Genomic DNA, 12,740 nt, shown 5'->3' with positions numbered 1-12,740 from the left:
CGGGGGGCACAGTCTAGCGCAAAAGGCGGCGCCGGCGCCCGGCCATGGACTTGGGCGCCCGCCGGCGGGAGACTGCAGCCATGGACAGCGTGGACCCGGACTTCTTTCACCTCGCGGTGGCCCTGGGCATCGGCCTGCTCTTCGGCGCCGAGCGCGGCTGGCAGCAGCGTTCGGCGCCCGACGGCGGCCGCGTCGCCGGGGTGCGGACCTTCGGGCTCATCGGTCTCCTCGGGGGCGCTGCCGGGCTGCTGACGGGGGAGGGTGGTGCGCTCCTGCTCGGGCTGGTCTTCCTGGGGCTGGTGGCGACGCTGACCGTCGCCCACGTGGTGGAGGCGCTGCACACGCCGGATATCAGTATCACCAGCCTGGCGGCGGGACTGCTCGTCTTTCTGCTCGGCGCCCTGGCGACCCGGGGGCAGGCGGGCGTGGCCGCGGCCGCGGCAGTCGTGGCGACGCTGCTCCTCAGCTACAAGCCCACGCTGCATCGCTGGCTCGGTGCGCTGGAACTCAGGGAGCTGCGAGCCGGCATCCTCATGCTCCTGCTCACGGTGGTCGTGCTGCCGGTGCTGCCCGACCGGGGCTTCGGGCCGTGGCAGGCGCTCAATCCGCACGCGATCTGGTGGATGGTGATCCTGATCGCCGGGATCTCCTTCGTCGGCTACTTCGCCGTGCGCATCGCGGGAACGCGCCGTGGCCTGCTGGTCACCGGTCTCGCCGGTGGCGTCGCCTCCTCCACGGCGCTTACGCTGCAGCTGTCGCGGGCGGCGCGCGGCAATGAAGATGCCGTGCCCGCGCTGGCCAGCGGAGTGCTGCTGGCCTGCGGCACCATGCTGCCGCGCATGGTGCTGGTGGCGACGCTGCTCAACCGCTCGCTGCTCGAGCCGCTCGCGCTGCCGGCCCTCGCCATGGGCCTGGTGGTCTACCTGCCCATCGGCCTCTACTGGCGCCGTGCCCGGCACGCCCGCGTCGACCTGGCTTCACCGCTGAAGAATCCCTTCGAGTGGCGGGCGGCGCTGGGGTTCGGCGCCCTGCTCGCACTGATCATGCTGCTCGGTGAGGCGCTCCGGCAGGCCTTCGGGGAAGGCGGCGTGATCGCGCTGGCTGCTGCCTCGGGTATCACGGATGTCGATGCGATCACGCTGTCGCTCGGCCGCATGAGCAGCAGCGAGCTTGCCGCCGAGGTGGCGGCGTTTGCTATGGTGCTCGCGGCAGCCGCCAACAACGCGGCCAAGGGCGCCGTGGCCTGGGTCCTCGGCGGGCGGGCCCTCGGGCTGCGGGTGGGCACGGTGCTGTTCGCCAGCAGCGCCGTGGGTATCGCCACGGCGCTGCCGCTGCTGTTGACCTGAGCCGGGGCCCGCGGAACGCCGGGGGCCGGTCCTTGAGCCGCGGTGCTGCGACCGCGTATCCTTGGCGCTTCTTCCAGGGTCACGGGTCGTATGCTCGAGCAAGTCGCGATCGCCGCTATCTTCCTGTGCCTGTTCAGCGGTCTCGTTTTCACCAGCGTAAGGCCCGTCGCCCTGTTTACCGGCGCCATGGCGCTCGCCTACCTCCTCGGCCTGGTCGACACCGGGCAGCTCCTCGACAAGGCTTCCAACACGGGCCTCGTCACGCTGATCCTGCTGCTCCTGGTGTCCGTAGGCCTCGAGAAACTGAGCTGGCTCGAGCGCCTGTCGACGCGGCTCGTGAACGGCAGCTACTACCGCAGCCTGCTGCGCCTGTGCACGGTCACGGGGCTTTTCTCGGCGTTCGTCAACAACACCGCAGTGGTCGCCACCCTGGCCCACTCGGTGCGCGCCAGCCGGGACCACCTGCCCTCGCGGCTGCTCATGCCGCTGTCCTACGCGGCGATCCTCGGCGGCACCACGACGCTGATCGGCACCTCCACCAACCTGATCGTGAGCAGCTTCCTCGAGGACGTGAGCGGCGAGGGGCTGCCCTTCTTCGCGTTCCTGCCGGTCGGTGGCTGCGCCGCCCTGGTCGGTCTGCTGGTCATCCTGCTCGCCTCCCGGCTGCTGCCGTCGCACCGCCGGGAATCGGTGCGCGTCGACGAGTACCTGGTGGAGGCGGAGGTCGGTGAAGCCTCCGCGCTCGTGGGCCGGAGCATCGCCGAGAACGGTCTGCGCGAGCTGGATGACCTGTTCCTGGTGGAGATCGTCCGCGGCGACCACCTGATCTCCCCCGTGTCGCCGCAGGAGTACATCGAGGCGGGCGACAAGCTGATCTTCTCCGGCGACATCTCCCGGTTGAGCGTGCTCGAGCGCTTTCCCGGTCTGTCGCTGTTCGCGGTGGAGGAGGGCCTGCTGCGCGGGAACCTCACCGAGGTGATTCTCCTGCCCGGCGCCACCGTCGAGGGGCGCACCATCAAGGAGAGCGGCTTCCGCTCGCTCTTCGATGCGGCGGTGGTCGGCCTGCGGCGGGGCGGCAAGCGCCTGTCGGGCAAGCTCGGCAGCATCACCCTGCAGGCCGGCGACAGTCTCATGCTCGCCGTCGGCGCGGACTTTGCCTCCCGCCGCAACGTCGACAAGAATTTCCTGGTGGTGGATCAGAGCGCCCTGCGCCGTCCCACGCGGCCCTGGCAGGACCTGTTCATGAGCGTGGGCCTCCTGCTCGCCGTTGCCCTCGCGGCGCTGGAGCTGGTGCCGCTGGTCAAGAGCCTGGCGCTCCTGCTCATGGCGATGGTCGGCCTGAAGATCGTGCGCGCGAGCGAGCTGCGCCGGCGCTTCCCCTTCGGCCTCTGGCTGATCATCGCCTCGGCCCTGACCCTGTCGCAGGCGCTGACCAATACGGGGCTGGTGGCGCTGCTGGCGGACGGCCTGCACGATGCCGTGGCCGGGCGGGGGCCGCTCATTGCCCTGGCCGGCGTCTACCTGGGTACGCTGGTCATGACCGAGGTGATGACCAACAACGCGGCCGCCGCGCTGGCTTTTCCCGTGGCCTACGGCCTGGCAATGAGCTACGGCCTGGACCCCACGCCCTTTGCCCTCGCCGTGGCCTTCGGCGCCAGCGCGAGCTTCCTGACGCCCTACGGCTACACCACCAACCTGATGGTGCAGAACCTCGGCAGCTACGTCTTCGCCGATTACCTGCGCTTCGGCCTGCCGGTCACGCTCGCCTATTCGAGCACGGTGCTCCTGCTGCTGCCGGTCTTTTTCCCCCTGCAGCCCGCCTGAGTCTCAGAGCCGGTCCAGCCGGTCGAGGTAAGGCAGGTGCTCCCGGGTGACGTCCGCGTCAGCGCCGGTGCCGCCCGGGCGGTTGTCCGCACCGAGGGTGTACAGACGGTAGTCGCGCTGCGAGCGCCCGCCGAGACCGAGTTCGTAGTGGTAGGCGTTGCCCCAGGGGTCCTTCGGCAGGGCAGGGAGGAAGGTCGCCGCAGGCGGTGCCAGCTCCTCGAGACCCTGGAAGGGAACATCGCCCTTCGCCTCGGCATGGGCGGCGATCGCCTCGCTGAGGACATGCAGGTCGGCACGGATGGTGCCGAGCGTGCCGTCGCCGTCCTCCCAGGGTTCCATGCCCAGCTCCCGCTCGAGCGCTGCCGCGGGCTCCGTGGTACAGAAAAGCGCCTTCTGCTGTGCGCTCGGGCGGCGGTAGACGGTGCCATCGGTATAGATGAAATCGTCGGTCCGGTTGCGCAGGCCCTGGACATCCGGGGCCGTGTAGCGCCCGCAGACAACCTCCCCGGGATAGCGGCGCAGGTCGCTGAAGCTCACGCCATAGGGAGAGGGCAGCTCTGCGAGGACCGCGTCCTGCGCCTCCCGGGTCAGCGAGGCACAGCCGGCGAGCAGGCCGGCAATGAACAGGAGGAGAAGGGCAGGTCGCGGTTGCATGGGGCCTCCAGCGGCGGGTGTTCGGATGCGGGGCGCAGTATGGAACCCGCTTCCGTCATCGGCAAGCCCGCGCACAAAGGGCTGAAGAGTGACCGGAACGGGCGTCCACTTCGGCGTCGCGGGCTGCGAAGCTGGGGGGAACGCGTCTCCCGAGGAATGTGCCATGGCGCCGGCAACCCGACAGCTGCCACCCCTGGTCCCCGGCCTGCTCGCCGGCGCCCTGTCAGCACCGGCCGGAGCCCAGCTGCCGCTCACTATCGAGGCACTGCTGGTCAGCGAGCACCGCCTGACGGCAACCCTGGGCAGCAGTCGCGGCAGTCACCGGGAGCCGGCGCTGCGGCCCGGCCCGCAAGGGCCGACCCTCGCCTGGCATGAGCTCACGGTCGAGCAGTCGTCCCTCGGCCTCCGCTACGGCCTGACGCCACGCCTTGAGCTGAACGCGCGCTACGAGCGCAGCAGCTTGCGCCGGGAGCTGGACGGGCAGTTCACGGCAACGGGTACGGGCGAGCGTCTCGTGCTCGGTGCCAACTGGCTGGCCGCCCGCGGGGTCGCCGGTTCGCTGCTGCTCGACGCGCGCGTCGCAGCGCTCGGCCGGCCGCTGGGCTCCGGCGACGGGTGGCAGCGCGCGACCCGCGGCAGCCTCGGCGCGACCTGGTACCGGCCCCTGGACCCGGTCGTTCTCTCCCTCGCCGCCCGCTACCAGCGCGAAGCGCCCGTCGCGGGTGCTGCCGGCCGCCGTCGCCCCGGCGCGTTGTTCTCGGCCGATGCCGCGGTGAATTTCGCGGTCAACGACCGGGTGACGCTCATCGGCGGCTTCGGCCTCAGCCGCCGCGAGCCGGACCGCATCGCCCGCCGCGCTATCGGGGGCACGCGCCTGCGCAGCAGCGTCGACCTCGGCCTGGCTGTCGGCCCCTGGGCGGGCGGCACGCTCTTCCTGCGTGGCCGGCTGCCGCTGGGCGCCGCCGAGAGCGGTGGCGCCCTGTCCCTCGAACTGCTGCAGACGTTCTGATCCGGGGCAATCGCCCGGGATAGCCAACGATGATCAAGGAGGATCACACCATGAAGCAAGGCAGAATGAAGCAACCGACCCCTACCCGCACGCTGTCTTCCCTGCTGCTCGCCGGCGGCCTCGTCGCCATGGCGTCCACCGCGGCAGCCCGGCCGGCGGAGGCGGTCGACCCGCTGCAGGCGTCCTTTGCCGGGCTGCCCGCGGGGGCCGTCGAGCGGTTGACACCCGGGGAGCTGGAAAGTACCAAGGGGCGATGGCTGCCCGCTTTCGTGTTCGGCGTGGTCGGGGCTGACCTCGCGCTGTCGGCGTATTTCTGGGGTGTCTACGTACCCAATTACACCGCCGCCGGTGGAGGGTGCCTGAGCTGCGCGGGCACCACGAACCTGAAGTGAAGCGCTTCCGCGGCCCCCGGGGCCGCGGTTCAGCGTCCGGCCGCGGCCAATGGAGGTGTGCCCATGGAACATCCCCTGACAGACCTGATCGCAAGCGGAGAACGGGAGGCGGCTCTGCGCGCGCGGCGCAACCTGTACTGGCGCTACCGTTTCGGCACGAGCCTTATCTACCTGTCGGCCCTGCCGGGCATCGCGATCCTGTGCTTCCTCGCCGGGCGGCCGACGCTCGGCATGGCCTGCCTAGCTGCGTTCGCGGGTGCCTTTGCCCTCGGCAGTGTTGTCTGCGCGGTGCTCGCGCAGCGCCGGGCGCGGCGCGAGCTGGCGGACGACACCGGCAGAGCGCTCGAGGATCTCGCCGGCAGCTGAGGCGGCTGCTCCGCCGCGTCGTTGCGCTGGCGCTTCTGTGCGGGCCGCACGGGGCGTCCGCTTTCGAGTCCTGGGTCGCGCTGCGCGACGCCGGCGTGGTGCGCCAGCAGCGCGACTTCAGCTGCGGCACCGCCGCGTTGGCGACCCTGCTGACTCACTACTTCCTGCGACCGACGAGCGAAGCGGAGCTGCTCGAGGCTGCGGGCAGCGATGGCCTGCGGCGGCAGGGCGTCTCCCTGCGGGCGCTCGCCAGCCTCGCCGAGGCGCGCGGCCTTGCCGCGACCGGCGTTGCGGTAAGCGCCCGCGCGCTCGATGCGCTGCGGGCACCGGTCATTGCCTGGCTGGCGCCGCGGGGGCAGCCGCATTTCGCCGTGCTGCGCGGGGTTTCGCCGGGCGCGGTGGAGCTGGCCGACCCGGCGCGCGGCAACGTGCGCCTGTCGCGCGCCGCCTTTGAGCGTGACTTTATCGGCGAAGACGGGCGGGGTCGCCTGCTCCTGCTCGCTGCGCCGGCGGGAACGCCGGTGGCGGCGGGTTACTTCAGCCTGCGCCGCCCGCTGCCACAGCTGCGCCCGCCCTGACCCGGCCGGCTTTCGGCTCGCCGCAGGCCCGCGTTCGCGGCAGGAGCTAGTCGCGCAGCTCGCAGAGCGCCAGGTCCAGGCGTTCGCGGAGCGCCGCGGTGGCGTCGCGCTGCGCCGCGCCGGTGATGACTGCGGTGCTGGCGCGCTCCGGCACCAGGTATTCGGCGGCAACCCGGGCCAGGTCGTCGTGGCTGACCGCGAGGACCTGCTGGCGGAAGGCCATGCGCTGCTCGTGGCTGCGGCCGAAGCGGCGGTTATGGAAGTCCTGCCGCGCCTCGCCGGCCGGGGAGCCGGGCTTGTCGAAGCTGGCGATGACGCCGAGCACCGCTTCCTCCAGGGCCGCGGGGTCCGGCGCGCGCTCCCCGAGCCAGCGCAGGGAGGCGTCGAAATCGTCGAGCGTCTCCGTGAGCCGCGGGTCGCGGTAGGAGAAGAAGCGGAAGGCCGCGATGCTCGAGTCCTGGGAAGCGCCGCCGCCGTAGGCGCCGCCCTGTTCGCGGATCGCCCGGTGCAGGAAGCCGTTGCGCAGGTAGGCCGCGAGCACCGTGAGCGCCGCCGCATCCGGGTGCCCGACGGGTACCGTGGGATAGGCCTGCGCGCAGAAATTCACCTGGGTATTGGTCAGCCAGCACTCGCCGCGGCGCTCCTGCACCGGGGCGAGGGCGAGGCCGTCAGTCGTGCCCGCGGGCAGCGTGACCGCCAGCGACTGCGCCGCCTCCAGCAATTCCCCCCGGCTGCCCGGTTCCGTTACCGTCAGCAGCTCCGGCCGCACCGCGGTGAGGCGTTCGTGCAGCTTTCCGAGCCGGCCGGCAAAGGCCTGCAGCTCGCTGTCGTTGCCGAGGGCCCGGTCGAGGGCGCGGAGGCTGCGCAGGCCGGCGAGGCCCGTGGACCGGTGCTGCAGCCGCGCCATCGGGCTCATGCCCGCGCAGGCGGCGGCCATGGCAAGGCTGTGACCCTGGCCGGTAACCGACTGGTCGCGCCGGGCGCGCTGCTGGGCGACGAGCTCGCGCAGCCGCGGCAGTTCGTCGAAGCGCAGCGCCTCCCGCGTGTCGCGCATGAGCGCCAGCTGGTCGCCCGCCTTGCGCTGCAGCGCCTTGCTGGACAGCACCAGGGTGGCGCGGACCCGCTGCGCGTCATCGACGTCGCCGCGCATGCTCGTGTACACGTTGATGCCGCCCACGGCGGCCGACTGCCGGTGCTGGGTCTGCAGGTAGTCGGCGTCGCCGAGGCCGAGCTCTGTCGCCGTCCCCGTGTAGTGGGGCAGCAGCGCGAGCTCCTCGTCGTCGAACGCCGGCAGCGGCGCCACGAGCTGCTGGTAGACCAGCCCGTTGGTGGCGGTCTCGTAGGTGGTCACCGGAAGCCCCGCGGCTTCATCCTCGTGGTAGGCGAGGCGCGGCAGCTCGGCCGGCACATCCTCGAGGGTTACCTTCGGCAGCAGGCTGGCATCGTCCTCGGCGGCCTGCCGTGCCTTCAGGGCGGCAGCGCGCTCGACGATCGCCTGCTCGCCGGCGGTATCCAGCGTTTGGCGCAGGGCGGCGAGGCGCGTCTTTTCTTCCTCGGCGCGGCGGGCGGAGAGCTCCGGGTCCGGCGTCATCACCAGGGTGACGCAGTGCGGGTTGTCGAGCAGCAGGCGCCGGGCGAGGGCCGGCAGGTAGCCCGGGTCGGCGATCTTTTCCCGCAGGACTTCCAGGGCCGGCTCGAGGTCCAGCACGGCAATGGGGTCGCTGTAGTGGGTGGCGCTGCCGATGGCCTGCATCATGAGGCTGAGCCCGTAGGGAAAGCCGTCGCCGCCGACCTCGCGCTGGTGCAGCTCGAGCTGGTGCAGCACCGCTTCCACGTGCTCCTGGGGCACGCCTTCCCGCGCTACCCGCTCGAGCGTGTCGAGCACCAGCGCCTCGATGGCGTCGGCGTGTTCCGCCTCGCTGCCCTCGATGCCGCAGCAGAAGACCATCTCGCGCATCCCGTCCTCGAGACCGCAGAGCGGCGAGGGGGCGCTGCCCAGGTCCGTGGTCTCGAGGGCATGCTGCAGGGGCGAGGCGCTGTTCTCGAGCAGCACGCTGGTGAGCAGCTGTGCCTCCAGCATCGCCTCGAGGTCCGCGCTCTCGCCGAGCATCCAGCCGAGAACCACGTGCGTCTTGCCGGTCAGCTCGTCGCCCTCGTCGTAGGCGTAGGGCGCGGTCACCTGCTTCGGCGCCGGGAAGCGCTGTTCCGGCGTAACGGCGATGTGTTCTTCCAGTTTCTCGAAACGCCCGAGAGCGCGCTCTTCGAACACGGCCTGGTGCTCCTCGGCGGGGATGTCACCGAAGGTCATGAAGATGGCGTTCGAGGGGTGATAGTGGCTGCGGTAGAACGCCGTCAACTGCTCGTAGCTGAGCGAGGGGATGGCGGCCGGATCGCCGCCGGAGTTGTGGTGGTAGGTGCTGGTCGGAAACAGGTGTTCACAGAGCGTCTGCCACAGCGTGGCCACCGGCGAGCTCATGGCGCCCTTCATCTCGTTGTAGACGACGCCGCGGTAGACCAGGTCGCTCGACGGGTCCTCGGGCTCGGCGAACTCCACCCGATGTCCTTCCTGGGCGAAGTCCAGCGGGTCCAGCCGGGAGAAGAAGGCCGCGTCCAGGTACACGTCGAGTAGGTTGGCGAAGTCCTTCCGGTTCTGGCTGGCGAACGGGTAGGCGGTCCAGTCCGAGCTGGTGAAGGCGTTCATGAAGGTATTCAGCGAGCGCCGGAGCATCATGAAGAACGGGTCGCGCACCGGGTAGCGTTCGCTGCCGCAGAGTGCCGTGTGCTCGAGGATGTGGGCGACGCCGGTGGAGTCCTCGGGCACGGTGCGGAAGGCGACCAGGAAGACGTTCTCCGGGTTGTCCGTGGCGAGGTGGTAGTGGAGGGCGCCGGTCTCCCGGTGGACAAAGTGCTGCACCGTCAGGTTGAGGGCGGGGATGCGTGCTTCCCGGATACCCTCGAAGGCCGGGTGACCGACCGGGCGGCGGGTTTCTGCGATATTCATGGCGCTCCGCTAATCGTCGGTTGAAAAGGCGCCATTGTAGCGTTATTGCAGGTCCCGTGCGCGCGTGCCCGCGGGCGTCAGCTCGATGCGGTAGAGCCACGGCCAGTGCTTCCCGGTCACCCACGTCTGCCCGGCGCTGTCCCGGGCGATGCCGTTGAGCACGTCCGTATCGCGGCGCCGCTCCGGCAGGGGCAGGAGCCCCGCCAGGTCCACCTCCGCCTCGACGTTGCCGCTGTCGGGGTGGATGATCACGACGCGGTCGGTGGTCCAGACGTTGGCCCAGAGCCGGCCGTCGATCCACTCGAGCTCGTTGAGCCGCGGCAGCGCCTTGCCGTCGCGCCGTACGACCAGCTCGCGGGTCGGCTGCAGCGTGGCCGGGTCGAGGAAGCGCACCGTGGCACTGCCGTCACTGTAGATGAGCGAGGTCTCGTTGTGGGTCAGGCCCCAGCCCTCCCCGGGCAGCGCGAAGCGGGCCACCGGCTTAAGCTCCGTCGCGTCCCAGGCGACCCCGAAGCCGGCGCGCCAGGTGAGCTGGAAGATGCGGTCGCCGTAGCGGGTGATGCCCTCGCCGAAAAGCCGCGGCGGCAGGCGCTGCTCGGCGAGCAGGGTCATCGCCGGGAACGCGTAGCGCCGGATGCGCGACTGGCCGTACTGCCCGGTGCCGACCAGGAGCGTGTCACCGTCGAACTCGAGGCCCTGGACGAAATTGTCCCGGGGCAGCGGGCGCTGCTCGAGCACCCGGTAGCCGTACTGCGTCGGCGCCTCCGCCAGCGCGGCGCTGGCAAGGACGCCGGAGAGGCAGGCCAGGAAGCCGGACAGAACGGAGACGAAATCACGGGTCATGGGGTGCCCCCGGCGCGGATCAGTTCCCGCAGTATAAAGCGCGCCGGGGCGAGGGCGCGCGCCAGGGGCCGCGGCAGCGGCGGTGGCTCGTCGCAGGCCTGGCTGGCGATCAGTTCTGCCGCCAGCGGCGCGCTGCTCAGGCCGCGCGAGCCGTGCCCGGTGCTGAGATAGAGGCCGGGCACGCAGGGCGCGCGCGCCGGCACCGCGGCTCGGGCATTCCGGCTGAGGCCGGCGTAGCGTTCCCGGAAGGCGGCGGGTACCGGTGCGGGGCCGGCGAGCGGCAGGTAGTCCGGGGCGCCGCAGCGGAGCTCCGCGCGGCCGGCGACCGAGGCCGCGTCCACGGCCCGGAGCGCCGGCGCCCAGGCCGGCACGGCGTCGGCCAGGGCCTCGAGATTGTGTCGGTGCTCGTCCCGGCGCAGCGACCGGTCCGCGTCCCCGGGGGCAAAGCTCGCGCCGAAGTTGAGGATGCCGTCACGCGGCGGTGTGACGTAGCCGCTGTGGCAGAAGGGTGCGCGCAGGTTGCCCGTCACCGCCGCCGCCGGCAGCGCGCTCACCTGGCCGCGGATCGGCCTCAGCGGCAGCCAGTGAAGGTCCGCGAGGTCCGCGCTGGTGACGCCGGCCGCGACCACCGCGATGTCCGCGGACCAGTGGCGGCCACCCTCGGCCAGCGCCCGCCAGCGGCCGTCCTCCCGCGCGAGCGCCACCTCGCCGCAGTGCTCCACCAGCGTGATACCGCTACCCGCGAGCAGGGCGCGGCAGGCGGCGGCGGGGTGCAGCCAGCCCGAGTGCGGCAGCCAGAGTCCGCCGGCGGCGGGCGTCACGCCGAGCCGCTCTGCGGCGGCCGCCGGGTCAAGCACCTCGGCGAGCTCGGGAACGGCCGCGAGCGCCGGCGCGAGCTGGTCGAGGCGTACCTTGGGGCCCGCCATGTGGAAGCAGCCGTCCAGCTCGCCGTCGTCGCCGGCACGCAGCCTGCCCGCGTCGAACAGCGCCCGGTAGCTGCGGGCGGCGTCGAGGTAGGCGAGCAGGGCGATGTCCGTGAGCGGCGCGTGGCGGTGCGACAGGCGCGTGAACAGCACGCCCTGGGCATTGCCCGATCCGCGGCCGGCCACCGGTCCGGCCTCGAGCACCGTGACCGCCACGCCGCGGCGGGCGAGGGCGGCGGCGGCACAGGCTCCGGCGATGCCGCCGCCGACGATCAGCGCGCTGGACGGCGCCGGGGCCGGGTTCTCCGGCAGGTCCCAGGGCGTGCCGTCCTCCGCCGCAGCCGGCGGGGGGCTGGCGAGTTGCCCGTGAAGCGACTCGCGCTTGGCCCCGAAGCCCTCCCGCCTGGCCATGGCGAAGCCGGCCGCGGCGAGGCCGCGGCGCACGCGGCCCGCCGCCGTGAAGGTGGCGACCGTGGCGCCGGGCCGGCTGAGGCGCGCCAGGTCCCGCCACAGCGCCTCCTCCCACAGCGCGGCGTTGCGCGCCGGGGCGAAGCCGTCCAGGTACCAGGCGTCGAACCAGCGGCGCCCGTGGCTGGCGAGGTCTGCAAGGGCCGCGGCGGCGTCGCCCCAGTACAGGTCCAGCACGATGCGGCCGTCGTCGAAGCACAGGCGGTGCACGCCGGGCACCGGCGGCGGGTACTGGGCGGCCAGCGTCGCGGCCGGCGCGGCGAGGGACGGCGGCAGCGCCCGGGCGCAGCGCGCGAGGTCCTCCGCCCGCAGGGGTTCGGCCTCCACCGCCCAGTAGTGCAGCCGAAGCCCCGCCGGCGCCTCCCGCTGCAGCGCGGCGAGGGTCACCAGGAAATTCAGGCCGGTGCCGAATCCGAGTTCGCCGACGCGGAACACGGGGGCGTCGTGCTGTCGCCAGCGCCGGGGGAGCCCGCTGCCGGCCAGGAACACGTGCCGGCTTTCCGCCGGGCCGTCATCGGGTGAGAAGTAGATGTCGCCGTAGCGGCGCGAGCGCGGCGCGCCGCCGGGCTCCCAGTCGAGCTCGGCGGTGGCCAGGGGGCGCCAGGGGGCTTGCTGTGGGTCCATCTTGGTCGCGGGGCCGGCGGCGTGAGGGGCGCAAGGATAGCAGAGGCGGGCGCTGGCCATGGCCCGCCGCAGCGTTTAGACTCGCGGCTCTTTACACCGCAACCCACACCGGAACGCGACACGCGCGAGACCAGCATGGCCGGGACCCAGACCCACACGCTTCCCACGGACAAGTTCCTGACCCTGTCCGTGAACCTGCTGCACAAGGTATTCCTCGAGGCGACCCGTACGGAGGCCAAGAACCTCTACCGCGAGATCAGCGAGGGCAAGCCGGTGCCGCTGACCCGCGTGCGCATGGAGGACGGCTCCGAGGTCCGGTTCGAGGTAGCCCTGGACCACAGCGAGTACCGCGGCCGGCTCAACTTCGGCGCCTTCCGTGCGGGCGTGACCCTGCTCGTCGCCAACATCGCCGACGCCCTGCGCGAGGAGAAACCGGTCAAGACCTTCCACGCCGAGCACGATCCCAACGTGGTCATTTTCGGTATCTCCGCGGTGACCGTGGAGGAGGGTGAAGCGAGCGTGCTCGTGCTCGGCGCCGATGCCGGCAGCGGCCAGCCCTCGGTGGTGCTCCAGCTCATGTACCTGGAGCGCGGCCAGTTCGCAGAGCAGCCGGCGGCCGGCGGGGCCACGGAGCTGGCGGCCGGTGAGGCGGCCATTGAGCAAGCCGCAGAGAAGGCCGCAGACAAGGCCCCCGACAACGGCTGACGCCGCG

At 72.0% G+C, this 12,740-nt stretch carries 11 protein-coding genes; 7 read left to right on the top strand and 4 right to left on the bottom strand.

Annotated features, from left to right (window positions below; translation table 11 throughout):
- Positions 1-44 precede the first annotated feature (44 nt).
- Together RKE50_RS08725 and RKE50_RS08720 are read left to right on the top strand one after the other, a co-directional pair.
- A complete protein-coding gene (locus tag RKE50_RS08725) occupies positions 45-1,346 on the top strand; it encodes an MgtC/SapB family protein (protein ID WP_350035919.1) in 1,302 nt (433 codons plus the stop codon).
- Between the two features lie 90 nt (positions 1,347-1,436).
- Positions 1,437-3,170, top strand: coding sequence for an SLC13 family permease (locus RKE50_RS08720; RefSeq protein WP_350035918.1), 1,734 nt, complete (start codon positions 1,437-1,439; stop codon positions 3,168-3,170).
- Positions 3,171-3,173: 3 nt separating this feature from the next.
- Here RKE50_RS08720 and RKE50_RS08715 read toward each other — a convergent pair whose 3' ends face one another.
- Positions 3,174-3,824 (bottom strand): type II secretion system protein GspG, encoded by a 651-nt coding sequence (locus RKE50_RS08715; RefSeq protein ID WP_350035916.1) that lies wholly within the window; start codon positions 3,822-3,824, stop codon positions 3,174-3,176.
- Positions 3,825-3,987: 163 nt separating this feature from the next.
- On the opposite strand from RKE50_RS08715, the gene RKE50_RS08710 reads away from it, so the two are divergent.
- From RKE50_RS08710 to RKE50_RS08695, 4 genes are all read left to right on the top strand, one after another.
- On the top strand, positions 3,988-4,833 hold the full coding sequence (locus RKE50_RS08710; protein ID WP_350035914.1) for a hypothetical protein: 846 nt from the start codon (positions 3,988-3,990) through the stop codon (positions 4,831-4,833).
- A gap of 50 nt (positions 4,834-4,883) precedes the next feature.
- The gene (locus RKE50_RS08705) at positions 4,884-5,225 is read left to right on the top strand and encodes a hypothetical protein (RefSeq protein WP_350035912.1); all 342 of its coding nucleotides are present in this window, start codon (positions 4,884-4,886) and stop codon (positions 5,223-5,225) included.
- A 63-nt stretch (positions 5,226-5,288) separates the two neighbouring features.
- Complete coding sequence (locus RKE50_RS08700) at positions 5,289-5,591, top strand: hypothetical protein (protein ID WP_350035911.1); 303 nt, start codon at positions 5,289-5,291, stop codon at positions 5,589-5,591.
- Positions 5,592-5,686: 95 nt separating this feature from the next.
- Complete coding sequence (locus RKE50_RS08695; RefSeq protein WP_350035910.1) at positions 5,687-6,169, top strand: C39 family peptidase; 483 nt, start codon at positions 5,687-5,689, stop codon at positions 6,167-6,169.
- A 46-nt stretch (positions 6,170-6,215) separates the two neighbouring features.
- On the opposite strand, the gene RKE50_RS08690 is transcribed toward RKE50_RS08695, so the two are convergent.
- Genes RKE50_RS08690 through mnmC form a run of 3 tightly spaced genes read right to left on the bottom strand, consistent with a single transcriptional unit; the run spans position 6,216 to position 12,028 of the window.
- Entirely contained in the window at positions 6,216-9,170 is a 2,955-nt protein-coding gene (locus RKE50_RS08690) for an insulinase family protein (RefSeq protein ID WP_350035909.1), read from the bottom strand.
- A gap of 42 nt (positions 9,171-9,212) precedes the next feature.
- A complete protein-coding gene (locus tag RKE50_RS08685; RefSeq protein ID WP_350035908.1) occupies positions 9,213-10,013 on the bottom strand; it encodes a glutaminyl-peptide cyclotransferase in 801 nt (266 codons plus the stop codon).
- Positions 10,010-12,028 (bottom strand): bifunctional tRNA (5-methylaminomethyl-2-thiouridine)(34)-methyltransferase MnmC2/FAD-dependent 5-carboxymethylaminomethyl-2-thiouridine(34) oxidoreductase MnmC1, encoded by a 2,019-nt coding sequence (gene mnmC, locus RKE50_RS08680; protein ID WP_350035907.1) that lies wholly within the window; start codon positions 12,026-12,028, stop codon positions 10,010-10,012. Before mnmC ends, RKE50_RS08685 begins: the two co-directional genes overlap by 4 nt.
- A 135-nt stretch (positions 12,029-12,163) precedes the next feature.
- On the opposite strand from mnmC, the gene RKE50_RS08675 reads away from it, so the two are divergent.
- Positions 12,164-12,733, top strand: coding sequence for a hypothetical protein (locus RKE50_RS08675; protein WP_350035906.1), 570 nt, complete (start codon positions 12,164-12,166; stop codon positions 12,731-12,733).
- The last annotated feature ends 7 nt before the right edge of the window (positions 12,734-12,740 follow it).

Origin of the sequence: Pseudohaliea sp. (assembly GCF_040217025.1) — a bacterium.
Classification (GTDB): domain Bacteria; phylum Pseudomonadota; class Gammaproteobacteria; order Pseudomonadales; family Halieaceae; genus Pseudohaliea.
The sequence above is the reverse complement of the archived record's forward strand: the minus strand, read 5'-3'. Positions and strand labels throughout refer to the sequence as shown.